The organism is Serratia sp. NPDC087055, from assembly GCF_044900985.1.
GTDB lineage: Bacteria > Pseudomonadota > Gammaproteobacteria > Enterobacterales > Enterobacteriaceae > Serratia.
The window spans coordinates 68,614-93,142 of record NZ_JBJDOG010000004.1 but is presented as its reverse complement, the minus strand read 5'-3'; the positions used below and the strand labels follow the sequence as shown (position 1 = coordinate 93,142).

Below are 24,529 nucleotides of genomic sequence, written 5' to 3'. Positions count from 1 at the left end.
CCCTGTGAACGCCACCATACTTAGGCAAATGCCACATCTTCGCCGGCCTGTGCGCTGGCCGCTTCACTCAGTAACGGGTAGAAGGCGCGACCGCTGCGATCGCAGACCCACACGCCGTCACGGTAGTTAAAGTGGTAGCCGCCGGTTTTGGTCGCCAGCCAAACCTGATGCAGCGGCTCCTGGCGATTGATCACAATTTTGGTGCCATTTTCGAAGCTTAACGTCATTACACCGCCGTTAGTTTCGTAATCGATGTCTGCATCGCCGTCAAAATCGTCCAGTGTCTCTTCAATATTAAGCATCAGTTGGTCAGCCAACTGGTGAAACTCACTGTCGTTCATATTCAATTCCTATTGCTTTTCATGATCCACCTGCGATTATAGAGACCTTGGACGCATGAATTACAGGCATTAATGCAAATGAAAAAACAACTACGCTATGCGCTGATGGCAGTGCTGTTTACCGGGCTCTCTGGCTGCGGTCTGAAAGGCCCGCTGTACTTCCCTCCAGCCGATCCGGCCAGCAAGAAACCTCAGGTTCAGACTGGCGATCAAGTACAGAAAAATCAGCAGGAGCTTTCTGGGTCTCAGCAAAAACCGTCGATGAGCGACCAGTAACATCTTGTTTGCGGCGGCGTGGGCCATCGCAAACTCAAGACGGATAGCGGAGTATGATATGCAGTTCTCCAAAATGCACGGTCTGGGCAACGACTTTATGGTGGTCGATGCCGTTACACAGAATGTCTATTTTTCACCCGAGCTGATCCGCCGTTTGGCCGATCGGCACTTGGGCGTTGGCTTTGACCAGATGCTGGTGGTAGAACCGCCTTACGATCCTGAACTGGATTTTCACTACCGTATTTTTAACGCTGACGGCAGCGAAGTGGCGCAGTGTGGTAACGGTGCCCGCTGTTTCGCCCGTTTTGTGCGATTGAAAGGGCTGACCAATAAGCGTGATATTCGCGTCAGTACCCAAACGGGGCGTATGGTGCTGAGCGTCACCGATGACGATCTGGTTTGTGTGAATATGGGCGAGCCAAACTTCGATCCTCAGGCCGTCCCTTTTCGTGCGACCAAAGAAGAAAAGACGTACATCATGCGTGCGGCCGAACATACGGTGTTGTGTGGCGTGGTGTCGATGGGCAATCCGCATTGTGTTTTACAGGTGGATGATGTAAAAACCGCCAAGGTGGAGTTGCTTGGACCGGTACTGGAAGGGCACGAGCGCTTCCCGGAACGGGCCAATATCGGTTTCATGCAAATTGTCAGCCGTGAGCATATCAAGCTGCGCGTCTATGAACGTGGCGCTGGCGAAACGCAAGCTTGCGGCAGCGGCGCTTGTGCTGCAGTGGCGGTGGGGATTCAACAAGAATTGCTGTCAGAAGAGGTGCATGTAGAACTGCCGGGTGGCAGCCTGCATATTCGCTGGAAAGGACCGGGCAGCCCGCTGTTTATGACCGGTCCGGCAACCCATGTATATGACGGATTTATTCATCTATGAAGAGCGTTGAGGACCAGGCTGTCGCGGGCATTGAGCTTGACGATGACGCCGTAATGCAGTTTTTACTGCAAAACCCAGATTTCTTTATCCGCAATGCGCGTTTGGTGGAACAGATGCGCGTTCCCCATCCCGTTCGCGGCACTGTGTCGTTGGTCGAGTGGCATCTGGCCCGCCAGCGTAATCATATCAATCAGTTGGAAGAAGAAATCACGCTGCTGATGGAGCAGGCCAGTGCGAACGAAACGCTGTTTGCCAGCCTGTTGCATTTGCAGGCCAATCTGGCCACGGCCAGTAGCTTGCAGGATATGCTCAACCGCCTGCAACGCTGGGCTCGCGGATTCGGTCTGGCCGGTGCCAATATCCGTCTGTTTTCAGAAAGCTGGAAAATTGGCGCGCCTTCCGACTTTACGCATCTTGGCCTGACGCGTTCGTCATTTGAGCCGTTGCGTATTCAGCGCTTGGGCGATCAGCAACATTTCCTTGGGAGCCTTAACGGTCCTGAGTTGTTGCTGTTACTGCCACAGGCCAAGCTGGTCGGTTCGGTAGCGCTGTCGATGCTGGGTGATAATGGTGAGCTTGGCATGGTGATTTTCAGTAGCCGTGATACCCAACACTATCAGCAGGGCATGGGTACGGTGATGCTCAATCAGCTGGCGCGTATGTTGCCTGAACTGCTGGAACGCTGGATCGAACGCGCATGATCCCGTTGGCGGCCAGCCTGCAACAGCCGGTGGACGCTTTCTTGCGTTATCTGAAGGTGGAACGCCAGCTCAGTCCATTGACACAGTTAAGCTATTCGCGCCAGTTGCAGGCGCTGATGGTCTTGACGCAAGAGATGGGCGTGACGGAATGGCCGGCTTTGGATGCTGCCAAAGTCCGTATGCTGGCAGCGCGCAGTAAACGTGCCGGATTACAGTCTTCTAGCCTCGCGTTGCGCCTGTCGGCGTTACGCAGTTTTCTCGACTGGCAGGTCAGCCAGGGTATGCTGATTGCTAACCCTGCGAAAGGTATCCGAACGCCACGTAGCGGTCGGCATCTGCCGAAAAACATCGACGTCGATGAAATGAATCAGTTGCTGGATATCGATCTTAACGATCCGCTAGCGGTACGCGATCGGGCCATGCTTGAGGTCATGTACGGTGCCGGTCTGCGTCTTTCGGAACTGGTTGGGCTGGATTGCCGCCATGTCGATCTGGGTGCGGGTGAAATTTGGGTGCTGGGTAAGGGCAGCAAGGAACGCAAGCTGCCGGTAGGTCGCACCGCGGTGACTTGGCTTGAACACTGGTTGGCGATGCGCGATTTATTTGGGCCGTCAGACGATGCGATGTTCCTGTCTAATCAAGGTAAGCGTATCTCGACCCGCAACGTGCAAAAGCGTTTTGCCGAGTGGGGCATCAAGCAGGGCGTTAACAGCCATATTCATCCGCACAAACTGCGCCACTCGTTTGCAACCCATATGCTGGAATCGAGCGGCGATCTGCGTGCGGTACAGGAACTGCTGGGCCACGCCAACCTGACCACCACTCAAATCTATACCCACCTCGACTTTCAACATCTGGCGACCGTGTACGATGCAGCGCATCCACGTGCCAAACGGGGGAAATCCTGATGCATTTTTATCGTCCGCTGCGGCCGTTGGCGGCGTTGACCTTTGATCTGGACGACACGCTGTACGACAACCGTCCGGTGATCAAACAGACTGAGCTGCAGTCTGTGGCCTTTTTGCAGAATTACCATCCTGGATTGAACCACTTCCAGTCGGCGGATTTTCATCGCCTGCGTCAGGAACTGCGTGAACAGGACCCGGAAATTTATCACGACGTCACCCAATGGCGTTGGCGGGCGATCCACCTGGCGCTAAGCCGTCAGGGGCTGCGTGATGCTGAAGCCGCCGATGGGGCGGATGCGGCAATGCAGAACTTTGCGCTGTGGCGTAGCCGCATTGATGTGCCTGAAGCAACCCATGCGACGTTGAAAGCCTTGAGTGAACGTTTTCCGCTGGTGGCGATCACCAATGGCAATGCCGATCCTGCGCTCTGCGGGCTGGATGGTTACTTTCAGTTTGTGTTGCGTTCGGGGCCGGATGGCCGCGCCAAACCTTATCAGGACATGTACCAGCTGGCCGCCGAACGGTTAGGGATCGCGCCTCAATATATTCTCCACGTCGGTGATGACTTGACCACTGACGTCGCCGGGGCGTTACGTTCCGGCTTACAAGCCTGTTGGATCAACGACCGTCAACGCAGCCTGATGCAGGCCGCTGACAGTCGCCTGCTGCCACACATTGAGATCGTTCAGTTGGCATCGCTGACAGCATTGTTATAGCCCTTCATGCTTGAAACCGCAGCGGTGTTGTCACCCCAGCCACTGACTGGAGTCAGTTCCTGGGGCTCGCACATTGGCCGCCTTGCTGCAACTTCAATTATTTCGGGTATAATCCCAAACTGACTCTGTATAAATTCACAGTGGAATCGCATTTCTGACGCGCTTTCCCTTACCAATTAATGGTGCCTATGGACGTTTCCGATCTGCTCGACAGCCTGAATGAAAAACAACGCGAAGCCGTGGCGGCGCCACGTGGCAACCTGTTGGTACTGGCCGGCGCGGGCAGTGGTAAAACCCGAGTGCTGGTGCATCGCATCGCCTGGCTGTTGTCGGTAGAGAACTGTTCGCCGTATTCCATTATGGCGGTGACCTTCACCAACAAGGCGGCGGCGGAAATGCGCCACCGTATCGAACACCTGATTGGGACCAGCCAGGGGGGGATGTGGATCGGCACTTTCCACGGCTTGGCTCATCGTCTGCTGCGTGCTCATCATTTGGACGCCAACCTGCCACAAGACTTCCAAATCCTCGACAGCGACGACCAACTCCGCCTGCTCAAACGTATCGTCAAAGCGTTGAATATCGATGAAAAGCAGTGGCCGCCGCGTCAGGCGATGTGGTACATCAACGGCAAAAAAGATGAAGGCCTGCGCCCACAGCATGTTGAAACCTATAACAACCCCGTAGAGGCAACCTGGCTGCGTATCTATCAGGCGTATCAGGAAGCCTGTGACCGTGCCGGGCTGGTGGACTTTGCCGAACTGCTGTTGCGTGCCCATGAGCTGTGGCTGAACAAGCCGCATATCCTCAATCATTACCGCGAACGCTTCACCAACATATTGGTGGACGAGTTCCAGGACACCAACAGTATCCAATATGCCTGGATCCGCTTGCTGGCCGGCAATAACAGCAACGTGATGATCGTGGGTGATGACGACCAGTCCATCTATGGATGGCGTGGCGCTCAGGTGGAGAACATCCAACGTTTCTTGAAGGATTTCCCTGGTGCCCAGAGCGTCCTTCTGGAGCAAAACTACCGTTCGACCAGCAATATTCTGAAAGCAGCCAACACCCTGATCGCCAATAACGGCGGGCGCATGGGTAAAAACCTGTGGACCGAAGGCGGGGATGGTGAACCCATTTCAATCTATTGTGCCTTCAACGAACTCGACGAGTCGCGCTTTGTGGTTGGCCGCATCAAGGCCTGGCAGGAGAACGGTGGTGCACTGAATGACTGTGCCATTCTTTACCGCAGCAATGCGCAGTCACGTGTATTGGAAGAAGCGTTATTGCAAACGGCAATGCCGTACCGCATTTACGGCGGGCAACGCTTCTTCGAGCGTCAGGAGATCAAGGACGCATTGGCCTACCTGCGGTTGATCGCCAATCGTAACGACGATGCGGCGTTTGAACGTGTGGTAAATACCCCAACGCGTGGCATTGGTGACCGGACGCTGGACGAAGTGCGTCGTACAGCACGCGATCGCCAACTGACGTTGTGGCAGGCCACCCGCGCGCTGTTGCAGGACAAAGTGCTGGCCGGGCGCGCGGCATCTGCGTTGCAACGTTTTACCGAACTGGTGGACGCACTGGCGCACGAAACCGCCGATATGCCGCTGCACGTTCAGACTGACCGGGTGATCCGTGATTCGGGCCTGTTCATTATGTATGAACAGGAGAAGGGCGAAAAAGGCCAAGCGCGTATCGAAAACCTCGAGGAACTGGTAACCGCAACGCGCCAGTACAGCTATCAGGATGAAGATCAGGATCTGATGCCGCTGCAGGCATTTCTTTCACATGCGGCACTTGAAGCGGGTGAGGGGCAGGCCGATGCTTATCAGGATGCGGTGCAGTTGATGACCCTGCACTCGGCCAAGGGGCTGGAGTTTCCGCTGGTGTTTATCGTCGGTATGGAAGAGGGGATGTTCCCAAGCCAAATGTCGCTGGATGAAGGTGGGCGCTTGGAAGAAGAACGCCGTCTGGCCTACGTTGGCTTGACGCGTGCCATGCAGAAATTGACGCTGACCTACGCCGAAACACGCCGTCTGTACGGCAAAGAGGTTTATCACCGCCCTTCACGTTTCATCGGTGAACTGCCGGAAGATTGCGTGGAAGAAGTGCGTTTGCGCGCCAGTGTCTCGCGGCCGGTGAGTCATCGCCGTATGGGTACGCCGATCAGTGAAAACGACACCGGTTATAAGCTGGGCCAGCGAGTGCGTCACCCCAAGTTTGGTGAAGGGACCATCGTCAATCTGGAAGGCAGTGGTGAACACAGCCGGCTGCAGATTGCGTTTCCAGGGGAAGGGATTAAGTGGCTTGTCGCCGCCTACGCCCGCCTGGAAACGGTGTAACTTATACTCGTTATACTGCTGGCTGCACCTGTTTTACCCCAGGCACCTGGTTCACTCAACGCCTGGGGATTCAGGGGCTCGCGGCCTTCATGCGACTCGAATTAAGCCGAGCATATTGCGGCGGTTTGAAGAACCGCCTCAGTGAGCGAAACGGTCACCCACTTGCGCAGTGGCATACCAACGCATCACCGCTTCGGTGCCTTCAGCCCCTTCTTGCGGTGCCCACTGCATGCAGTCTTCTTCAGACAGCGCCTGATAAGGCCCTTGTTTCACCTCAAAAACCACACCACCTGGATCAACCGATAGCACGGCATGCCAGGTATATGCCGGCATTTCCAGCACTTTGGTTTCTTCACCGAGCAGGGTTCGCTGGGTGACGACGCCCTCTTCGTTAAATTGCAGTACTACAAAGCGTCCGCGCAGCGGGGTTAACAGTTCCCAGGTTTGCGGATGACGGTGTGGGCGGATATAGGTGCCGGGTTCCATGGCAATCGCCAATCGTTGTACCGGATCGCTCAACTCGTCGTGTAACGTGCGGTGCGCGCGCAGGCGTGCCACTTTGGCGGCCTGTTCACTCATGGTGGTCAGGTCGTGGGCAGTAATCTGTTTCATTCGTAAAGTCCGCAAGCTTATCGTGGCGTAATCTTAGCAACATTCTTGGGCGTGGTCAGAGATCGCCGCGACTTTTTCGTTACCGTTTATCGCGGATTAAGCCGAATTTATCCTATTCGTCATAGCGATGAATTGTTGCGCAATTATCGTGCCTAACGTGTTGACAGACTTTTTCTTCTCGGCGTAACATGCGCGCACTATTATCAATGAGGACATACGCCTTGGACACACCCAGTAGATACTGGCTCACTGACCTGGACAACAACAGGTACAACTTCTAAGGCTATCCTATTGAGCTGATAGCCTTCGTGGTTGTCGGCGACCTCTTAAGTGTCGCTACGAGTCAGATCCTTCATGGTCTGAAACAAGCTGGTGATGCAACACCCCCTCTGTTTCTGTGCTTCCACGCGTTGTTTACCCCTGTCACCCTAAGGGAGTTTGGCACATGCTAAGCGCGTTTAAATTAGATAACGGCCGCCTGTCCCGTCTGGAGTTGGATGAATCCGATGATCTGACCACGTCATTGTGGGTTGATCTGGTTGAGCCGGAAGAAGGCGAGCGTGAGCGCGTTCAAAGCGAGCTGGGCCAAAGCCTGGCGACACGCCCGGAGCTAGACGATATCGAAGCCTCCGCGCGTTTTTTCGAAGACGAAGACGGTTTGCATATTCACTCCTTCTTCTATTTTGAAGATGCGGAAGATCATGCCGGTAACTCCACGGTGGCTTTCACCATTCGTGATGGCCGCTTGTATACCCTGCGTGAGCGCGAGCTGCCGGCGTTTCGCCTGTATCGTATGCGTGCCCGTAACCTGACGATGGTCGACGGCAATGCCTACGAGCTATTGCTGGATCTGTTCGAAACCAAGATCGAACAGTTAGCCGACGAGATCGAAAACGTCTACAGCGATCTGGAAAAACTCAGCCGGGTGATCATGGAAGGCCATCAGGGTGACGAATACGACGAAGCGCTGTCAACGCTGGCAGAGCTGGAAGATATCGGCTGGAAAGTGCGCCTGTGTTTGATGGATACCCAACGTGCTCTGAACTTCCTGGTGCGTAAGGCGCGGTTACCGACCGGTCAGTTGGAACAGGCGCGTGAAGTGCTGCGTGATATCGAATCCCTGCTGCCACACAACGAATCGCTGTTCCAGAAAGTGAACTTCCTGATGCAGGCAGCGATGGGCTTTATCAATATTGAGCAGAACCGCATCATCAAGATCTTCTCGGTGGTGTCCGTGGTGTTCCTGCCGCCAACGCTGGTGGCCTCAAGCTACGGGATGAACTTTGAGTTTATGCCAGAGCTGAAGTGGTCGTTTGGTTACCCTGGTGCTATCAGCCTGATGATCCTGGCAGGGTTAGCCCCCTATCTGTACTTCAAGCGCAAGAACTGGCTTTAACCTGAGGGGCGAACTTGTTCGCCCGATATTTCTGCCTAACCCCAGTCTTAGCCTGCAAAAAAGGGGTAGAATGCTCCCTCAGCTTATCTGTCTGTAAGGCGTGAGTTTTGATGGAGAAGTCCCCCCGTTTGATTCAATGGTCAATCCTGCTGCTGGCCTCGCTGGTGCTGGGGTTTGGCCTGCAAACCTTTCATATTCCCGCTGCGCTGTTGCTGGGGCCGATGATTGTCGGTGTGGCGATGGGGCTATTGGGTGCCACGGTACGTATTCCCAGCGCCCTTTTTATCGCTGCGCAGGCGGTACTGGGCTGCATGATTGCGCAAAGCCTTTCCCCTGCGATTCTCACGCCGTTACTCGATGATTGGCCTCTGGTGCTGTTGGTACTGATCGCGACACTGTTGGCGAGTGGGATTTCCGGTTGGTGCCTGGTGCGCTTTAGCGGTTTGCCGGGGCCTACGGGGGCCTGGGGCTCATCGCCCGGCGGTGCGTCGGCGATGGTGGCGATGGCCGGAGATTTTGGTGCAGATGTCCGGCTGGTGGCTTTCATGCAGTACTTGCGGGTGCTGTTTGTCGCGACGGCGGCAGCGTTAGTGGCCCGTATTGGTTTGGGGGATGAAGCGGGCCAGGGTAGCGCAGCATTGGAATGGTTCCCGTCGCTGGATTGGCGCTTTCTGGCGACGCTGGGAGTGGCTATGATCGGCGCGTGGTTGGGGCCCCGGCTGCGTATTCCCTCTGGTGCATTGCTGTTGCCGATGATCATCGGTGCGGCGCTGCATTCCAGCGGGACGATGGCCCTGCAGGTGCCGGAATGGCTACTGGCGTTGGCCTATACTCTGATTGGCTGGAGCGTTGGGCTACGTTTCACCCGACCGATATTTTTGTTGGCGCTGCGTACCTTGCCGCAAATGGTGGTGTCGATCATCGCGCTGATGCTGATTTGCGGCCTGCTGGCATGGATGCTGACGCATTTCCTGCCGGTGGATATGATGACGGCCTATCTGGCAACCAGCCCTGGCGGGTTGGATACCGTGGCGATCATTGCCGCAGGCAGCCGGGTAGATATGTCTTTTGTGATGGCGATGCAGACACTGCGGCTTTTCACCATTTTGCTGACGGGGCCGGCGATGGCGCGGTTTATTTCCAACCGCGCTGCGCCGGCATCAACCTAACGTTGGTTCAGCGTAGTTTGCGTTGGGTGTAAAGCGCATCCATGATAAACAGAATCAACGCTGCCCAGATAAAGCCGAAGGTCACCAGTTTGTCCTGACCCACAGTTTCACCGTAGAAGGTGACGGCCAGCAGAAACATCAGCGTGGGGCCGAGGTACTGGAAAAAGCCAAGTGTCGATAGGCGTAGGCGGGTCGCTGCGGCAGTAAAGAACAGCAGCGGCACGGTGGTGACGATACCGGCAGCCACCAGCAGCAGGTTTAACGACCCAGGGTTAGCGCCCAGGTGGCTGGTCGGGCTGTCGGCAAACAGGAACAGATACGCCGCCGCCACGGGCAGTAGCCACAGGGTTTCAATCAACATACCGGTCTGTGCGTCTATGGCAATTTTCTTGCGAAGCAAGCCGTAGAACGCAAAGCTGAACGCCAGCCCCAGGCCAATAATTGGCAGAGAGCCAAATTGCCATAGCTGAATCAGTACGCCGGCGAACGCCAATACCACCGCCAGCCACTGCATTCGGCGGAAACGCTCCCCCAGGAACAACATCCCCAACAGCACGTTCACCAGCGGGTTAATGAAATACCCCAGGCTGGCCTCCAGCATATGGTGGTTATTCACCGCCCAGATAAACAGCAGCCAGTTGCCGCCGATCAGCAGTGCCGTCACCGCCAGCAGCAACAGCCGTTTGCGGTTGTGGCAGGCGGCACGCACCTGTGGCCAATTGCGGCCCAGTGAGATCAGCGCCAGCATAAAGAAGAATGACCAAATGACCCTGTGAGTGAGGATCTCATCGGCAGGGACCTGTTGGATCAGTTTGAAATAGGCCGGAGCAATGCCCCAAATAAAATAGGCAGCAAGAGCAAAGAAGATGCCCTGCCGCGTTTGCTGTGCGTCCATGACGATACTCAGATGGGTAAAACGGAGGTGCGGTGAGTGTACTGAAGACGCTCACCGCATACAATCACCCGACCAGGTAGGTGGCGGTGGCACTGGCAATATGCAGGCCATCGTGGTTATGCAGTTCAACGCGGGCGACAGCAACTTTGTTGCCGCTGCGCAAGACGCTGGCCGCAGCCACGAAGTGCTCACCGCGACCCGGGCGTAGATAGTCAACGCGCAGATCGATAGTCCCCATGCGTGACAGGCGAGTAGCGACTTCTTCTTCGAGCAGAGGATCCAGACGCATCAACACACTGCCGGCGCACGCCAACCCTGCGGCGACGTCCAGTACCGACGCGATTACGCCACCGTGCAGGATCTTCTGGGCAGCGTTGCCCACCAACTTGGGCTGGTTGGTGAAACTCAGTTCCACGTAGTCGTCGTCAAAGCGGCGGAGCTCAAGGCCCAGCTCGCGGTTAAACGGCATGTGATAAACAAAGATTTCGCCAATTTTCTGGCGTGCGGCTTCGAGAGTCAGTGGTGTGGTAGACATAAATACCTATGCTTGTTCTGTGTAGTAGGGAAGGTAACTGGTCAGTCCAGGTTAACTGTTTGTTGATATTATGCCTATATTTTGTTGCTTTCCAGACTAATCCAATAAATACACGTCACGCTGCTGTAAAACCGCCTTTGTGTGTAAAATGGCCTGTTTTTATTTCAGAGTTTGTCATTTTTTGTTGGGGTGAGGAACGTTATGCGCATTTTGTCAGGGATCGTTTTAGCCACGCTGGCGGTGCCGCTGGTGGTTCAGGCGGAAGAGGCCAAAGAGCAGCAAATTCATGATAAACCGGCGGTGCGCGGCAGCATTATTGCCAACATGCTGCAGGATCACGACAACCCATTTACGTTGTACCCGTACGATACCAACTACGTGTTGTACACCGATACCAGCAATATCAACAAAGAAGCCATCAAGTCCTATAACTGGGCCGAAAATGCACGCAAGGATGAAGTGAAATACCAGCTCAGCCTGGCGTTTCCACTGTGGCGCGGTATTGCCGGCGACAACTCTGTGCTGGGCGCTTCTTACACGCAACGCTCATGGTGGCAGCTTTCCAACCACAGTGAGTCATCGCCCTTCCGTGAGACCAACTATGAACCACAGGTGTTCTTGGGCTGGGCGACGGATTATAGCTTTGCCGGTTGGACACTGCGTGACGTTGAAGTTGGTCTTAACCACCAATCCAACGGCCGCTCTGATCCCACTTCTCGCAGTTGGAACCGCGGTTACGCGCGCTTTATGGCGCAAAATGGCAACTGGCAGGTGGATCTCAAACCCTGGTTCCGTTTCTCGGAAAGCGACAGCAGCGACGACAACCCGGATATCACCAAATACATGGGTTACTACCGCCTGAAAGTCGGTTATGCCTGGGGTGACAGCATATTCAGCGTCGACAGCCATTATAACTGGAACAGCGGCTACGGCGGCGCGGAAATGGGCTGGAGCTACCCGATCGGCAAGCACGTGCGTTTCTACACTCAGGTGTTCAGCGGCTACGGCGAATCCTTGATTGATTACAACTTCCGGCAGACACGGGTTGGCGTTGGTGTCATGCTAAACGATATTATGTAATCATACCCTGCGTACTTGAAGCTGCTGCTGTGTTGGCTGCGTAGACTCACCCCCGCTCACTTGGTTGGCCAAGCTCCCGGGGATTCACCTACTGGTCGCCTTGCCGTAGCTCCAATGACTTTGGGAATACCGTTCAAAGTGGGGAAGTGTGTGTCAACCGCAGCAGTGATAAACAAAGAGTTGCTGGCAGAGCAGGTATTACGCGATACCTTCGGCTACCAGCAATTCCGACCGGGTCAACAAACGATTATCAATACGGCGATCGCTGGGCAGGATTGCCTGGTTGTTATGCCGACCGGTGGCGGTAAATCGTTGTGCTATCAAATCCCGGCGCTGGTGATGGACGGCCTGACATTAGTGGTTTCCCCGTTGATCTCATTGATGAAAGATCAGGTTGATCAACTGCTGGCCTATGGCGTCTCTGCCGCTTGCTATAACTCGACTCAGACACGCGAGCAACAGCTTGAAGTGATGGCGGGTTGCCGCAATGGCCAGATCAAAATGCTGTATATCGCCCCTGAAAGATTGATGATGGACAGTTTCCTCGATCAGCTCGGGGGCTATCCACCGGCCCTGTTGGCGGTGGATGAAGCGCATTGTATTTCTCAGTGGGGTCACGATTTCCGTCCAGAATACCGCGCGCTGGGGCTGCTGAAGCAACGCTTCCCAGATATGCCGGTGATTGCCCTGACCGCGACCGCCGATGAGTCGACGCGTGGCGATATCGTGCGTCTGTTGGCGCTGCAGGATCCGCTCGTCCAGGTCAGCAGCTTTGACAGGCCGAATATTCGTTACACGCTGGTGGAGAAGTTCAAACCGCTCGATCAGCTGTGGCGCTTTGTGCAGGACCAACGGGGTAAGAGCGGTATTATTTACTGCAACAGCCGCGCCAAGGTTGAAGACACCACCGCGCGCCTGCAAAGCCGTGGCCTAAGCGTGGGAGCCTACCACGCAGGGCTGGATAATGAGCGCCGCGCACAGGTGCAGGAAGCCTTCCAACGTGACGATTTGCAGGTGGTGGTGGCTACCGTTGCTTTTGGCATGGGCATCAACAAACCCAACGTGCGTTTCGTGGTTCACTTTGATATTCCACGCAATATCGAATCTTATTACCAGGAAACCGGTCGCGCTGGGCGCGACGGCCTGCCGGCTGAAGCCATTTTGTTGTATGATCCGGCGGACATGGCTTGGCTGCGTCGCTGTCTGGAAGAAAAACCGGCCGGGCAGCAACTGGATATTGAACGACATAAGCTCAATGCCATGGGCGCGTTTGCTGAAGCGCAAACCTGCCGCCGATTGGTGTTACTCAACTATTTTGGTGAAGGTAAACACCAGAACTGCGGCAACTGCGATATCTGCCTGGATCCGCCCAAGCGCTATGACGGACTGGAAGATGCCCGCAAGGCGTTGTCCTGCGTGTATCGTGTCGGCCAGCGTTTCGGGCTGGGCTATATTGTCGAAGTGCTGCGCGGCTCCAATAACCAGCGTATCCGTGAATACGGGCATGAAAAGTTGCCGGTATACGGCATTGGTCGCGATCAAACCACCGAGCATTGGACGAGCGTACTGCGTCAGTTGATTCACCTGGGTTTTATCACTCAGAACATCGCTTTGCATTCGGCGCTGCAACTGACCGAGGCCGCACGCCCGGTACTGCGTGGTGAGCTGGAGCTGCAACTGGCGGTACCGCGCATCCAGAGCCTGAAGGTCCGCAGTAGCGCTAACCAAAAATCCTACGGTGGTAATTACGATCGCAAATTGTTCGCTAAACTGCGCAAGCTGCGTAAGTCGATTGCCGACGAAGAAAATATCCCCCCTTACGTGGTATTCAACGATGCTACGCTGCTGGAAATGGCGGAACAGATGCCAATTAAGGCCGGTGACCTGTTGAGTGTTAACGGTGTCGGCCAGCGCAAGCTGGAGCGTTTTGGCGCCCCGTTTATGGCGATGATCCGCGATCACCTCGATAATGACGAAGATTAAGGGCAATAAATCATGTTGATGCTATTTCTAACCGTGGCTCTGGTGCACCTGATTGCGCTGATGAGCCCGGGCCCAGACTTCTTTTTTGTGTCGCAAACCGCCGCCAGCCGTTCGCGCCGTGAGGCGATGATGGGCGTGGTGGGCATTTCGCTCGGCATCGTGGTGTGGGCGGGGGTGGCGCTGATGGGCCTGCACTTGATCCTGCAAAAAATGGCCTGGCTGCATCAGATTATTATGGTCGGCGGTGGGATTTACCTGTGCTGGATGGGCTGGCAGCTGCTGCGTTCCGCTCGCGCCCAAAACGCGCAATCTGCGCCGGCACCGGAAGTGAAAGTCACCTTGCCCAAGCCGGGACGCAGCTTTATTCGTGGTTTCCTGACTAACCTGTCTAATCCGAAGGCGGTTATCTATTTCGGCAGCGTGTTTTCACTGTTTGTGGGTGACGATGTGGGGGCCGGTGCGCGCTGGGGCCTGTTTTTGTTGATCATCGCTGAGACGTTTGTTTGGTTCAGCCTGGTTGCGGTGGTGTTTGCGCTGCCAGCGATGCGCCGCGGCTATCAGCGGCTGGCTAAGTGGATCGACGGGCTGGCGGGCGTATTGTTCACCGGCTTCGGCTTGCACCTGATTTTTACCCGCTAGGCTATTTTACTTGCCAGGTTGGGCCCGAGCAGTGCTCAGGAGCCTCACGTACTCCGTGTAGGCTCCGGGTCTTATGCGCTGATCCTGTCCAACCTGTTTGCGATAATTAGGCGTAGAATGCGCTATCAGGCTTTTCTTGCCGTGGCGAGCAACCCGGCCACCAGAATAAACAGCGAGCCGAAGATGCGGTTCAGCAGCTGCATTTGGCGTGGCGTTTTTAGCCAACCTGCAATGCGGGTTGCCAGCGTGGCGTAGCCAATCATCACGATGATATCCACTACCACGGTGGTGACACCCAGCACCAGGTACTGTTCGGCCTGCGGCTGGTTGGGCAAAATAAACTGTGGAAACAGCGCGGCCAGAAACACGATGCTTTTTGGGTTGGTCAGATTTACCAGCACCGCACGGCGGAACAGGCGGCGGCGCGGCATCGTACCCGCCAGCGTATGCAGGTCCAGGGCACCGGCGGCGCGCCACTGCTGAATACCGAGCCACACGAGATAAGCAGCACCCAGCCATTTCAGCAATTCAAACGCCATCAGCGATTGTGACACCAACGCGCCCAGGCCAATGCCGACCAGAACGATATGCAAACTCAGCCCAACCTGCAGGCCGGCGATCGATGCTGCCGCGCCACGATAACCGTGGCTGATGCCGGTGCTCATGGTGTTGATCGCCCCTGAACCGGGTGACAGGCTGAGGATAAGGGTTGTTAGCAGGTAGGTTAACCACCAGTCTAAGGTCATCGCAGTGCTCCCTGAAAGCGCCAATTTGTGCCAAAATGGTTCGGTTTTTGTAAGAATTGAATCACAATACGCTAGTATTATTTCTTGTGCCAGAAGTCACATTTTTGCCGCTGGCGGCTCAGGGAAAAGCTCTTGATGACGTCGTTTACTCTCAGCACTGATGACTGGTTAACGCGTGAAACGCAGTTCGCTGCCTTCGCCACCGGACCGCTGCTGGATTTTTGGCGGCTGCGTGAAGAAGGCGAGTTCAGCGGGGTTGGCGGTGTGCCAATCCGTTTCGTACGTTTCCGCTCTGCACGTCACCAGCGGGTGGTGGTGATCAGCCCCGGCCGCATCGAAAGTTACGTTAAATATCCTGAAGTTGCTTACGATCTGTTTCATTGCGGCTATGACGTAATGATTCTGGATCACCGCGGGCAAGGCCGTTCAGGCCGTTTGCTGGCAGATACGCACCGGGGTCATGTGATAAACTTTGCCGATTACGTTGACGATTTCGCGCAATTCTATCAGCAAGAAGTGGCACCAGGTGGCTACCGGCAACGTTTTGCGTTGGCCCATTCGATGGGGGGAGCGATCCTGGCGCAGTTTCTGGTACGCCAGCCTCAGAGCTTTGACGCAGCTGCGTTTTGTGCGCCCATGTTCGGTATTTATTTGCCAATGCCCGACTGGATGGCAAACCGTATCCTGAATTGGGCGGAGAAATACCCCGTAGTACGCGACTACTATGCAATAGGCACTGGCCAGTGGCGGCCACTGCCCTATGTCGTCAATGTATTGACCCACAGCCGGGAACGCTATCGGCGCTGTTTGCGTTATTACGCCGATTATCCCGAGTTACAAGTGGGCGGGCCGACTTACCATTGGGTAAGGGAAAGCCTGCAGGCTGGGCGAGAGATTATTGCTCAAGCGGCTAAAATAACCACGCCGCTATTATTATTACAGGCCGGGGAAGAACGGGTGGTCGACAACCGTTCCCACCAGGCTTTTTGTCAGGCATTGTCAGACGCGGGTCATCCCTGTGAAGGGGGTAAACCGCAGGTTATCGAAGGCGCACGGCATGAGATCCTGTTTGAGCGGGACGCGATGCGCGCCGAAGCATTGAGCGCAATCCTGCGTTTCTTTGCTCAACACTTAGGTGGTGCACCTACCGCCGACCACTCCATCAGAGGTTAGAACATACCGCTATGTATCACGTCGTTGCTTCCGATTTAGATGGCACGCTGCTATCACCTGACCATACGCTGTCACCTTACGCCAAAGAGACCTTGAAGCTGCTGACCCAGCGTGGCGTGCATTTTGTTTTTGCTACCGGCCGCCACCATATCGACGTTGCGCAGATCCGCGATAGCCTCGATATCAATGCCTTTATGATCACCTCTAACGGCGCTCGAGTGCACAATACCGACGGCGAGCTGATTTTCAGTCATAATCTGGCCGAAGACATTGCCCGTGATCTCTACGGCATGCTGCATGACGATGCGGACATCACCACCAACGTCTACCGGAACGACGACTGGTACATCAACCGCGAAAGCCCGGAGCAGGAGGAATTCTTCCGCGAGTCGATCTTCACCTACCAGCTGTTCGAGCCAGGCCTGCTGGAAACCGACGGTGTGTGCAAGGTGTACTTCACCTGTGACGATCACGAAAAACTGCTGCCGCTGGAAGATGCCATCAATGCGCGTTGGGGCGATCGGGTTAACGTCAGTTTCTCGTTTCCAACCTGTCTGGAAGTGATGGCGGGCGGTGTGTCAAAAGGGCATGCGCTGGAAGAAGTGGCCAAGATCATCGGCTATACGCTGAAAGAGTGCATTGCCTTTGGCGACGGTATGAATGATCTGGAAATGCTGTCGATGGCCGGTAAAGGCTGCATCATGCGCGACGCGCACCAGCGTCTGAAAGACAAGCTGCCTGAGCTGGAAGTGATTGGCTCCAACGTCGACGACGCGGTACCGCACTATCTGCGCAAGATGTTCCTGGCCTGATAACCCTTCGTTTAGCATTGTTGGCTACGCGCACTTACCCCAGTCACTGACTTGAGTAAGCATCCCGGGGATGCGTTTACTTGCCAGCCTCGCCGGGACGCGAAATCCATTGGGTTGTGACTTATCATGGGGCGCCTTGCGGCGCCCTGATGGTTACTTGTGCTGGCCCTGCTTTTGCAGGAATTGCACGCCCTTGTCAGGGAAGTCGGTGAATACGCCGTCAACGCCTGCTTGGTTGTAAATCACGTCATACAGTTGGTTCACGTCGGTGACGTAGTTCGGTAGCGCATCTGCACGGATGGTGAATGGGTGCACCGCCAGTTTATTGGCATGGGCTTCCTTCACCATGTCGGTCAATACCACCTTGCCGGGCTTGGATTTCTCCGCTACCACCAGCATGTGGTAGTCCGGTCCGATACCGTCGGCGTACTGAGCAATTTGCTTCATCGCGCCTGGCTTGAACATCCAGTCATAGTCGTATTCCACCCACTTGCCATCGGCCTTTTGCTCATAGGTTTCCTGCCACTTGTTATAGGCAATCAGTTGGATCAGTTTCAGATCCATACCCATCTTCGGTTCAAGCTCGGTTTTAATTCGCTTCAGTTCGTTGGCGTCGAAGCATTGCAGATAGACGTTATCGCCTTTGCCGGTATAACCATACTGCTTCAGGACTGACAGCACCTTACTGGAGATGTCTTTGCCTTCCTGCTTGTGGAACCAGGGTGCTTTGATTTCCGGGTAGATACCGATATTTTTACCGGTTGAATGGTTCAGGCCCTGAACAAACTCGATCTCTTCCTGGAAGGTATGAACACGGAAGTCGGATTTGCCCATCGGGAAACGGCCTGGGTATCCCTGTACCTTCTTGCCGTTTTCGATCTCAAAGCCTTCGGTAAACTTCAGCGATTTAATTTCCGGCAACGTGAAGTCGATGGCGTAATAGCGACCATCTTTGCGCGCACGGTCTGGGAAACGTTCTGCCACATCGGTGACGCGATCGAGATAGTGGTCATGCAACACCACCAACTCGTTGTCTTTGGTCATCACCAGATCCTGCTCGAGGAAGTCTGCCCCCTGCGCATAGGCCATGGCCTTCGCGGGCAGCGTGTGTTCCGGCAGATAACCGCTGGCGCCACGGTGGGCAATGACTACCTTGTCGGCGGCGTGCGCCGCGCTGACCATTGAGGTCGCCAGGATGATCCCTGTCAGCAGGGCTTTGACTTGAGTCCGCATGTTGTTGTTCTCCGTGTTGTAGGGGCAGAGGGGAGTAAAAAGGCCGCAATGCGGCCTGAGTTTGATGACAAAGTGGTTTTTGAACCCGAGATGCCCGGGCTTAGCGCGCCGAGGGGCGCTCCGGCGGACAAGCCGCTACGACCCCATCGGCACCCTTTCCCTAATAACAGGCTTTGTCAGCAGTGTAAGGCCGCAATGCGGCCTTTAAATAATGCGACAGTGATATGAAACTTAACCGCGTTTATTGGCAGCGATTTCTGCGTGGTGCTTTTTCTCGCTCATCATGGTCAGCAACAACAGGACTACCGCACCGATGCTGCCGCCAATCATCACCATGAAGCCGCCGTCCCAACCGAAGTAGTCAACGGTATAGCCGACGATGGCGCTGGCTGCGACGGAACCCCCCAGGTAACCGAACAGACCGGTGAAGCCCGCAGCGGTACCGGCTGCTTTCTTCGGCGCCAGCTCCAATGCGTGCAGGCCGATCAACATCACCGGGCCATAAATCAGGAAGCCGATGGTGATCATACAGGCCATATCGATGCCAGGATTACCGACCGGGTTCAGCCAGTAAACCACGGTGGCGATGGTCACCAGGGTCATAAAGAACACGCCCGTTGCACCGCGGTTACCTTTGAACACCTTGTCCGACATCCAGCCGCACAGCAGGGTGCCCGGAATACCGGCATATTCGTACAGGAAGTAAGCCCAGGAAGACTTGTCCAGCGCAAAATGCTTCACTTCTTTCAGGTAGGTCGGTGACCAGTCCAGGATGCCGTAACGCAACAGGTAGACGAACACGTTGGCCACGGCGATGTACCACAACAGCTTGTTCGGCAGAATGTATTGCATGAAGATTTGCTTGGCAGTCAGCTCTTCTTCCGCTTTATCGCTGTAATCGTCCGGGTAATCGTTTTTGTATTCTTCGATCGGTGGCAGGCCACAAGATTGTGGGGTGTCACGCATCAGGGCAAAGGCGATCAGGGCGACCAGGATGGCACCGAAGGCCGGCATATACAGCGCAGCATGCCAGTCGTTGAACCATGCCATACCGAGCAGGAACAGCAGTGGCGGCAGACCACCACCTACGTTGTGGGCACAGTTCCAGACCGAAACAATACCGCCGCGTTCTTTCTGCGACCACCAGTGCACCATGGTTCGGCCACACGGCGGCCAGCCCATTCCCTGGAACCAACCGCACAGGAACAGCAGCACGAACATGACAGCGATGCTAGACGTTGCCCAAGGCACGAAGCCCATGAACAACATCACTGCTGCGGCCAAAATCAAGCCGGCGGGCAGGAATACGCGCGGGTTGGAGCGGTCAGACACCGACCCCATGATGAATTTGGAAAAACCGTAGGCGATAGAAATACCGGACAGCGCGAAACCGAGGTCACCGCGGCTGAAACCTTGGTCAATCAAATAAGGCATGGCCAGGGTGAAGTTCTTGCGCACCAGGTAATAGGCGGCATAACCGAAGAAAATCCCCATAAAAATTTGCCAGCGCAATTTACGGTACAGCGGGTCGACTTTGTCGACCGGCACACGGGAAATGTGTGCTGCCGGCTTAAAAATACTCAACATGAGCGCCTCCGATGGCTTTATCTAGTTATCACATCAATATGATCTTGTACGTTCATTTGATGATTGAGCGGATATCGAATGTGGTGTTTTTATGTTCCATAACGAGCGCCATCCTAGTCAAATCAGCCTGGTGTCGCTGTGATGAATGGCGCAATTGTTACACTTTTATGAAGCACCGGCGAATTTTGAGCGATTCGTTAACGTTATGAAATAGAAAAACACCCAAAAATCGTGATTATGATCACATTCATGGTTTTTTGTGGACATTATGTTTTCGTTTCAGGTTCGTTATTGTTCCTTATCAAACAAAGACCCCAGTGACTGTGGCTCAATAGACGCATAACCACGGATCATGAGGGAGTGTCATGAGCAGCCATTCACCGGCTAACGAAACGGATGTGATCATCATCGGCGGTGGCGCGACCGGCGCGGGCATTGCGCGTGACTGTGCGCGCCGTGGACTGCGTTGCATACTGCTTGAGCGCCACGACATCGCGACTGGCGCGACGGGCCGCAACCATGGCCTGCTGCACAGTGGTGCGCGTTATGCGGTGACCGACGGCGAGTCGGCACGCGAGTGTATAGAAGAAAACCGTATCCTCAAACGCATTGCACATCACTGCATTGAGCGTACCGATGGGCTGTTTATTACGTTGCCGCAGGATTCGTTGGCCTACCAACAAGAGTTTATTGCCGCCTGTCACAGTGCCGGCATCAACGCCGAAGCGATTGACCCACAGTTGGCACTGCGCCTGGAGCCCGCGGCGAATCCAACATTGATAGGTGCGGTGCGCGTACCCGATGGCACTGTTGATCCGTTCCGACTAACCGCCGCGAATATGCTCGATGCCCGTGAGCACGGGGCGCAAATTCTGACCTATCATCAGGTGGTTGGTTTGATTCGTGTGGGCGATCGCGTGACAGGCGTGCGCGTTTTCGACCATAAATCTGCGCGCCGCTACGATATTCATGCCGAAATGGTGGTTAACGCCGCCGGCATTTGGGGCCAGCAGATTGCGGAATATGCCGATTTGCGTATTCGTATGTTCCCGGCGAAAGGTGCTTTGCTGATCCTCGGGCATCGCATCAATAACATGGTGATCAACCGTTGCCGCAAGCCCGCAGATGCCGACATTCTGGTTCCGGGTGACACCATTTCGTTGATTGGCACAACGTCCACCCACATTGACTATGACCAGATTGACAACATGCAGGTGACACCACAAGAAGTGGACATCCTGATACGTGAAGGCGCGTTATTGGCACCGGAGCTGGCGCAGACCCGTATTCTGCGAGCTTATGCCGGCGTGCGTCCACTGGTGGCCAGTGATGATGATCCGAGTGGCCGTAACGTCAGCCGTGGCATTGTGCTGCTAGATCATGCCAGCCGTGACGGGTTGGAAGGGTTTATCACCATCACCGGCGGCAAACTGATGACCTACCGGCTGATGGCACAGTGGGCCACCGATAAAGTATGCGAAAAGCTCGGGTTAACTAGCCCCTGCACCACTGCGCAAGAGGCCCTACCGGGTTCCCGCCAGTCGGCGGAAGAAACCGTACGCAGCGTGGTTTCTCTCCCCGCCAGCATTCGCGGTTCGGCGGTTTATCGTCACGGTGACCGTGCCAGTCGGGTACCGGCTGGCGATCGGCTGGATAACAGCCTGGTGTGCGAATGTGAAGCCGTGACCGCTGGAGAGGTGCGTTATGCGGTGAACACGCTCACCGTCAATAATCTGGTCGATCTGCGCCGTCGTACCCGCGTTGGTATGGGCACCTGCCAAGGTGAGCTTTGCGCCTGTCGTGCCGCTGGGCTACTCACGCGTTTTAACGTCACCACCCCGCAGCAGTCTATCGATCAGTTATCACATTTCCTCAATGAGCGTTGGAAAGGGGTACGACCTATCGCTTGGGGGGATGCGCTACGTGAAAGCGAATTTACCAGTTGGGTTTACCAGGGATTGTGCGGGCTTGATGCCCGGGAGGAACAGGAGGCCGATGATGCGATTTGACGTAGTGGTGATTGGCGGCGGGTTGGCGGGTATGGCCTGCGCGATTCGCTTGTCGGAGCAAGGCAAGCGTTGTGCCGTCGTCAGTTCAGGCCAGAGTGCCCTCTATTTCTCCTCCGGCTCGCTTGATCTGCTGGCACAGTTACCCGACGGCACGCCGGTAGAGGCTCCCCTGGCAGCGTTGCCTGCGCTTGCCATACAAGCCCCTCAGCACCCCTATTCACTGATGGGGGCGGAACGGGTAGCCACGTTGTCTGACGAAGCAGCACGGTTGCTGCATCGCTGTGGCCTCAGTTTGCAGGGGGGCAGCGAACGTAATCATCTGCGCGTTACGCCGCTTGGCACGCGCCGAGCCACTTGGCTAAGCCCGCAGGCGATACCCGTCACGCCGCTGGAAGGGGAGCTTCCATGGCAAAACATCGCGGTAATTGGTATCGAAGGATTTTTAGATTTTCAGCCTCAGCTGGTTGCCAGTTCCTTGACGCAGGCGTTGGGGATCAAGGCCGAAGTGGCTCATATGCACCTGCCTGTGCTGGACCGGTTGCGTAACAACCCCAGTGAGTTTCGGGCTGTGAATATTGCCAGAGTGCTGGATCTTGCTGAGAACCTGACATTGATGGCGGATGAAGTGCGTCGACTTGCCGGGGATGCCGAGGCGATTTTCTTGCCCGCCTGCTTGGGGTTGGAAGACGATAAGCCGCTGGCGGCGCTGCAGGCGGCGGTGGGGAAACCTATCCGCGTGTTGCCGACGCTCCCCCCTTCGGTGTTGGGCATGCGCTTGCACCAGGCTCTGCGATCGCGTTTACAGCAGCTGGGCGGCGTTTTTATGCCAGGTGACAGCGTACTGCGGGCAGATATCGACGCTGGGCGTGTGACGGGTCTCTATACCCGCAACCACACCGATATTCCGCTCATTGCGCAACACGTGGTGCTGGCCAGCGGCAGCTTTTTCAGTAATGGGCTGGTGGCGGACTTCGACGGTATACGTGAACCGGTATTGGGGTTGGATGTCGACAGCCGAACCGATCGCGCAGATTGGTGCCATAGCGATCTGTTTGCTCCGCAACCCTATCTGCAATTTGGGGTGCGTACCGATAGCCAGTTACGGGCAATAAGACACGGGGAGCCAGTGAGCAACCTGTTCGCGATTGGTGCGGTGACTGGTGGCTACGATCCGCTGCAGCAGGGTTGCGGCGCGGGTGTTTCGCTGATTGGAGCGCTGCATGTCGCGCAACAGATTGCAGCGCAGGAGGAGCAACCATGAGCCTACAGAAAGACAATAGTTTCGAAAATTGCATCAAGTGTACGGTGTGCACCACCTATTGTCCCGTGGCCAAAGTCAACCCACTCTATCCGGGGCCAAAGCAGGCGGGGCCTGACGGTGAACGTCTGAGGCTCAAGGATCCGGCGTTGTACGACGAAGCGCTTAAGTATTGCACTAACTGCAAACGCTGTGAGGTGGCTTGCCCGTCAGATGTCAAAATCGGCGATATCATTCAACGGGCTCGCGCCGACTATGCCCAAAGCAAACCCACGTTGCGCGATGCCATCCTGAGCCACACCGATATTATGGGCTCGCTATCGACGCCGTTTGCACCGATCGTTAATGCAGCTACCGGGTTGAAACCGGTACGCGCTTTACTGGATAAAGCGTTAAAAATTGACCATCGTCGCGAACTGCCTAAATATTCGTTTGGCACCTTCCGTCGCTGGTACCGCCAGCAAGCGCAGGTCCAGCAGCGTTACGCTGAGCAGGTGGCGTTTTTCCACGGCTGCTTCGTCAATTACAACCATCCGCAACTGGGTAAGGATCTGATCAAGGTCTTTAATGCGATGGATATCGGCGTGCAGCTGCTAAAGCGTGAAAAATGCTGCGGCGTGCCGCTAATCGCCAACGGCTTTATCGCCCAGGCCAAAAAGCAGGCCAAGGTGAATGCAGAGTCGCTGCATGAAGCGGTGCTGGAGCGCGGTATTCCTGTCGTGGCAACGTCGTCGAGCTGTACTTTTACTCTGCGCGATGAATATCCGCATTTGCTGGAGGTGGATACCTCGGCAGTGCGTGAACGGGTAGAGCTGGCGACACGTTATCTGTATCGCCTGATCAATCAAGGACGTCAGTTGCCATTGAAAAACATGCCATTACGGGTGGCTTACCATACACCTTGCCATATGGAGAAAATGGGCTGGACTGCTTATACGCTGGAATTGTTGCGGCAAATCCCGGGGCTGGAGCTGATCGTGCTGGACTCGCAGTGCTGTGGGATTGCCGGCACCTACGGTTTTAAATCGGAAAACTATGCGACCTCACAGGGGATCGGTGCATCGCTGTTCCGCCAGATAGAGGAAAGTGGCGTGGATGTCGTGGTCACCGACTGCGAAACCTGCAAATGGCAAATCGAAATGTCGACCAGCAAGCGCTGCGAACATCCGATCACTCTGCTGGCGCAGGCATTGGCGTAAGGCACCGCAGGCTGTGTCCCTCCAGGT

General features: G+C 55.5%; 23 protein-coding genes. 16 read left to right on the top strand and 7 right to left on the bottom strand.

Annotation, left to right across the window (positions count from 1 at the left end; translation table 11 throughout):
- Positions 1 to 20: 20 nt before the first annotated feature.
- Positions 21 to 341, bottom strand: coding sequence for an iron donor protein CyaY (gene cyaY / locus ACI2J2_RS18635; protein WP_209637807.1), 321 nt, complete (start codon positions 339 to 341; stop codon positions 21 to 23).
- Between the two features lie 78 nt (positions 342 to 419).
- Here cyaY and ACI2J2_RS18630 point away from each other — a divergent pair, with 78 nt between their 5' ends.
- The 6 genes from ACI2J2_RS18630 to uvrD all read left to right on the top strand — a co-directional run bounded on the left by ACI2J2_RS18630 (position 420) and on the right by uvrD (position 6,176).
- Positions 420 to 617 carry a lipoprotein gene (locus ACI2J2_RS18630; protein ID WP_314590912.1) on the top strand — a complete coding sequence of 66 codons (198 nt, stop codon included), beginning with the start codon at positions 420 to 422 and terminating at the stop codon, positions 615 to 617.
- A 58-nt stretch (positions 618 to 675) separates the two neighbouring features.
- Positions 676 to 1,500 carry a diaminopimelate epimerase gene (gene dapF / locus ACI2J2_RS18625; protein ID WP_209637803.1) on the top strand — a complete coding sequence of 275 codons (825 nt, stop codon included), beginning with the start codon at positions 676 to 678 and terminating at the stop codon, positions 1,498 to 1,500.
- Complete coding sequence (locus tag ACI2J2_RS18620) at positions 1,497 to 2,201, top strand: DUF484 domain-containing protein (protein WP_209637801.1); 705 nt, start codon at positions 1,497 to 1,499, stop codon at positions 2,199 to 2,201. The genes dapF and ACI2J2_RS18620 overlap by 4 nt, the downstream gene beginning before the upstream one ends.
- Positions 2,198 to 3,109, top strand: coding sequence for a tyrosine recombinase XerC (gene xerC, locus ACI2J2_RS18615; protein WP_209637800.1), 912 nt, complete (start codon positions 2,198 to 2,200; stop codon positions 3,107 to 3,109). Before ACI2J2_RS18620 ends, xerC begins: the two co-directional genes overlap by 4 nt.
- On the top strand, positions 3,109 to 3,825 hold the full coding sequence (gene yigB, locus ACI2J2_RS18610; RefSeq protein ID WP_404760593.1) for a 5-amino-6-(5-phospho-D-ribitylamino)uracil phosphatase YigB: 717 nt from the start codon (positions 3,109 to 3,111) through the stop codon (positions 3,823 to 3,825). The genes xerC and yigB overlap by 1 nt, the downstream gene beginning before the upstream one ends.
- Before the next feature lie 188 nt (positions 3,826 to 4,013).
- Positions 4,014 to 6,176, top strand: coding sequence for a DNA helicase II (gene uvrD / locus ACI2J2_RS18605; protein WP_209637796.1), 2,163 nt, complete (start codon positions 4,014 to 4,016; stop codon positions 6,174 to 6,176).
- A 138-nt stretch (positions 6,177 to 6,314) separates the two neighbouring features.
- Here the strand turns inward: uvrD and ACI2J2_RS18600 are convergent, their stop codons facing one another.
- Positions 6,315 to 6,788: a WbuC family cupin fold metalloprotein gene (locus tag ACI2J2_RS18600; protein WP_209637794.1), complete on the bottom strand. Its 474-nt coding sequence runs from the start codon at positions 6,786 to 6,788 to the stop codon at positions 6,315 to 6,317.
- A gap of 445 nt (positions 6,789 to 7,233) precedes the next feature.
- Here ACI2J2_RS18600 and corA point away from each other — a divergent pair, with 445 nt between their 5' ends.
- Positions 7,234 to 8,184, top strand: coding sequence for a magnesium/cobalt transporter CorA (corA, locus tag ACI2J2_RS18595; RefSeq protein ID WP_209637791.1), 951 nt, complete (start codon positions 7,234 to 7,236; stop codon positions 8,182 to 8,184).
- Between the two features lie 110 nt (positions 8,185 to 8,294).
- Entirely contained in the window at positions 8,295 to 9,353 is a 1,059-nt protein-coding gene (locus ACI2J2_RS18590) for an AbrB family transcriptional regulator (protein WP_209637789.1), read from the top strand.
- Between the two features lie 7 nt (positions 9,354 to 9,360).
- Here the strand turns inward: ACI2J2_RS18590 and rarD are convergent, their stop codons facing one another.
- Both rarD and ACI2J2_RS18580 read right to left on the bottom strand, forming a co-directional pair.
- Positions 9,361 to 10,248 carry an EamA family transporter RarD gene (gene rarD / locus ACI2J2_RS18585; protein ID WP_209637787.1) on the bottom strand — a complete coding sequence of 296 codons (888 nt, stop codon included), beginning with the start codon at positions 10,246 to 10,248 and terminating at the stop codon, positions 9,361 to 9,363.
- A 64-nt stretch (positions 10,249 to 10,312) separates the two neighbouring features.
- On the bottom strand, positions 10,313 to 10,783 hold the full coding sequence (locus tag ACI2J2_RS18580; protein ID WP_037426267.1) for a thioesterase family protein: 471 nt from the start codon (positions 10,781 to 10,783) through the stop codon (positions 10,313 to 10,315).
- 201 nt (positions 10,784 to 10,984) lie between these two features.
- On the opposite strand from ACI2J2_RS18580, the gene pldA reads away from it, so the two are divergent.
- From pldA to rhtC, 3 genes are all read left to right on the top strand, one after another.
- Positions 10,985 to 11,863, top strand: coding sequence for a phospholipase A (gene pldA, locus ACI2J2_RS18575; RefSeq protein WP_209637783.1), 879 nt, complete (start codon positions 10,985 to 10,987; stop codon positions 11,861 to 11,863).
- A 150-nt stretch (positions 11,864 to 12,013) separates the two neighbouring features.
- Positions 12,014 to 13,846: an ATP-dependent DNA helicase RecQ gene (gene recQ / locus ACI2J2_RS18570; protein ID WP_265556403.1), complete on the top strand. Its 1,833-nt coding sequence runs from the start codon at positions 12,014 to 12,016 to the stop codon at positions 13,844 to 13,846.
- 12 nt (positions 13,847 to 13,858) lie between these two features.
- Positions 13,859 to 14,485 (top strand): threonine export protein RhtC, encoded by a 627-nt coding sequence (gene rhtC / locus ACI2J2_RS18565; RefSeq protein WP_265556402.1) that lies wholly within the window; start codon positions 13,859 to 13,861, stop codon positions 14,483 to 14,485.
- Between the two features lie 125 nt (positions 14,486 to 14,610).
- Here rhtC and rhtB read toward each other — a convergent pair whose 3' ends face one another.
- Positions 14,611 to 15,231: a homoserine/homoserine lactone efflux protein gene (gene rhtB / locus ACI2J2_RS18560; protein WP_209637778.1), complete on the bottom strand. Its 621-nt coding sequence runs from the start codon at positions 15,229 to 15,231 to the stop codon at positions 14,611 to 14,613.
- A gap of 135 nt (positions 15,232 to 15,366) precedes the next feature.
- On the opposite strand from rhtB, the gene pldB reads away from it, so the two are divergent.
- Together pldB and yigL are read left to right on the top strand one after the other, a co-directional pair.
- Positions 15,367 to 16,404, top strand: a complete 1,038-nt coding sequence (gene pldB, locus ACI2J2_RS18555; RefSeq protein ID WP_265556400.1) for a lysophospholipase L2 — start codon at positions 15,367 to 15,369, stop codon at positions 16,402 to 16,404.
- Positions 16,405 to 16,415: 11 nt separating this feature from the next.
- On the top strand, positions 16,416 to 17,216 hold the full coding sequence (gene yigL / locus ACI2J2_RS18550; protein ID WP_209637773.1) for a sugar/pyridoxal phosphate phosphatase YigL: 801 nt from the start codon (positions 16,416 to 16,418) through the stop codon (positions 17,214 to 17,216).
- Between the two features lie 153 nt (positions 17,217 to 17,369).
- On the opposite strand, the gene glpQ is transcribed toward yigL, so the two are convergent.
- Both glpQ and glpT read right to left on the bottom strand, forming a co-directional pair.
- On the bottom strand, positions 17,370 to 18,449 hold the full coding sequence (gene glpQ, locus ACI2J2_RS18545; RefSeq protein ID WP_209637771.1) for a glycerophosphodiester phosphodiesterase: 1,080 nt from the start codon (positions 18,447 to 18,449) through the stop codon (positions 17,370 to 17,372).
- Positions 18,450 to 18,680: 231 nt separating this feature from the next.
- A complete protein-coding gene (gene glpT, locus ACI2J2_RS18540; protein WP_037426293.1) occupies positions 18,681 to 20,036 on the bottom strand; it encodes a glycerol-3-phosphate transporter in 1,356 nt (451 codons plus the stop codon).
- 365 nt (positions 20,037 to 20,401) lie between these two features.
- Between glpT and glpA the strand changes: the two genes are divergently transcribed.
- Genes glpA through glpC form a run of 3 tightly spaced genes read left to right on the top strand, consistent with a single transcriptional unit; the run spans position 20,402 to position 24,502 of the window.
- The gene (gene glpA, locus ACI2J2_RS18535; protein WP_404760592.1) at positions 20,402 to 22,045 is read left to right on the top strand and encodes an anaerobic glycerol-3-phosphate dehydrogenase subunit A; all 1,644 of its coding nucleotides are present in this window, start codon (positions 20,402 to 20,404) and stop codon (positions 22,043 to 22,045) included.
- Positions 22,035 to 23,306, top strand: coding sequence for a glycerol-3-phosphate dehydrogenase subunit GlpB (glpB, locus tag ACI2J2_RS18530; RefSeq protein ID WP_404760659.1), 1,272 nt, complete (start codon positions 22,035 to 22,037; stop codon positions 23,304 to 23,306). Before glpA ends, glpB begins: the two co-directional genes overlap by 11 nt.
- The gene (gene glpC / locus ACI2J2_RS18525; protein WP_404760591.1) at positions 23,303 to 24,502 is read left to right on the top strand and encodes an anaerobic glycerol-3-phosphate dehydrogenase subunit GlpC; all 1,200 of its coding nucleotides are present in this window, start codon (positions 23,303 to 23,305) and stop codon (positions 24,500 to 24,502) included. The genes glpB and glpC overlap by 4 nt, the downstream gene beginning before the upstream one ends.
- The last annotated feature ends 27 nt before the right edge of the window (positions 24,503 to 24,529 follow it).

Bases quoted from the DNA above. Each gene is read 5' to 3' on its own strand.
- cyaY (WP_209637807.1), bottom strand. From the start codon at position 341: ATGAACGACAGTGAGTTTCACCAGTTGGCTGACCAACTGATGCTTAAT.
- ACI2J2_RS18630 (WP_314590912.1), top strand. From the start codon at position 420: ATGAAAAAACAACTACGCTATGCGCTGATGGCAGTGCTGTTTACCGGG.
- dapF (WP_209637803.1), top strand. From the start codon at position 676: ATGCAGTTCTCCAAAATGCACGGTCTGGGCAACGACTTTATGGTGGTC.
- ACI2J2_RS18620 (WP_209637801.1), top strand. From the start codon at position 1,497: ATGAAGAGCGTTGAGGACCAGGCTGTCGCGGGCATTGAGCTTGACGAT.
- xerC (WP_209637800.1), top strand. From the start codon at position 2,198: ATGATCCCGTTGGCGGCCAGCCTGCAACAGCCGGTGGACGCTTTCTTG.
- yigB (WP_404760593.1), top strand. From the start codon at position 3,109: ATGCATTTTTATCGTCCGCTGCGGCCGTTGGCGGCGTTGACCTTTGAT.
- uvrD (WP_209637796.1), top strand. From the start codon at position 4,014: ATGGACGTTTCCGATCTGCTCGACAGCCTGAATGAAAAACAACGCGAA.
- ACI2J2_RS18600 (WP_209637794.1), bottom strand. From the start codon at position 6,788: ATGAAACAGATTACTGCCCACGACCTGACCACCATGAGTGAACAGGCC.
- corA (WP_209637791.1), top strand. From the start codon at position 7,234: ATGCTAAGCGCGTTTAAATTAGATAACGGCCGCCTGTCCCGTCTGGAG.
- ACI2J2_RS18590 (WP_209637789.1), top strand. From the start codon at position 8,295: ATGGAGAAGTCCCCCCGTTTGATTCAATGGTCAATCCTGCTGCTGGCC.
- rarD (WP_209637787.1), bottom strand. From the start codon at position 10,248: ATGGACGCACAGCAAACGCGGCAGGGCATCTTCTTTGCTCTTGCTGCC.
- ACI2J2_RS18580 (WP_037426267.1), bottom strand. From the start codon at position 10,783: ATGTCTACCACACCACTGACTCTCGAAGCCGCACGCCAGAAAATTGGC.
- pldA (WP_209637783.1), top strand. From the start codon at position 10,985: ATGCGCATTTTGTCAGGGATCGTTTTAGCCACGCTGGCGGTGCCGCTG.
- rhtC (WP_265556402.1), top strand. From the start codon at position 13,859: ATGTTGATGCTATTTCTAACCGTGGCTCTGGTGCACCTGATTGCGCTG.
- rhtB (WP_209637778.1), bottom strand. From the start codon at position 15,231: ATGACCTTAGACTGGTGGTTAACCTACCTGCTAACAACCCTTATCCTC.
- pldB (WP_265556400.1), top strand. From the start codon at position 15,367: ATGACGTCGTTTACTCTCAGCACTGATGACTGGTTAACGCGTGAAACG.
- yigL (WP_209637773.1), top strand. From the start codon at position 16,416: ATGTATCACGTCGTTGCTTCCGATTTAGATGGCACGCTGCTATCACCT.
- glpQ (WP_209637771.1), bottom strand. From the start codon at position 18,449: ATGCGGACTCAAGTCAAAGCCCTGCTGACAGGGATCATCCTGGCGACC.
- glpT (WP_037426293.1), bottom strand. From the start codon at position 20,036: ATGTTGAGTATTTTTAAGCCGGCAGCACACATTTCCCGTGTGCCGGTC.
- glpA (WP_404760592.1), top strand. From the start codon at position 20,402: ATGAGCAGCCATTCACCGGCTAACGAAACGGATGTGATCATCATCGGC.
- glpB (WP_404760659.1), top strand. From the start codon at position 22,035: ATGCGATTTGACGTAGTGGTGATTGGCGGCGGGTTGGCGGGTATGGCC.
- glpC (WP_404760591.1), top strand. From the start codon at position 23,303: ATGAGCCTACAGAAAGACAATAGTTTCGAAAATTGCATCAAGTGTACG.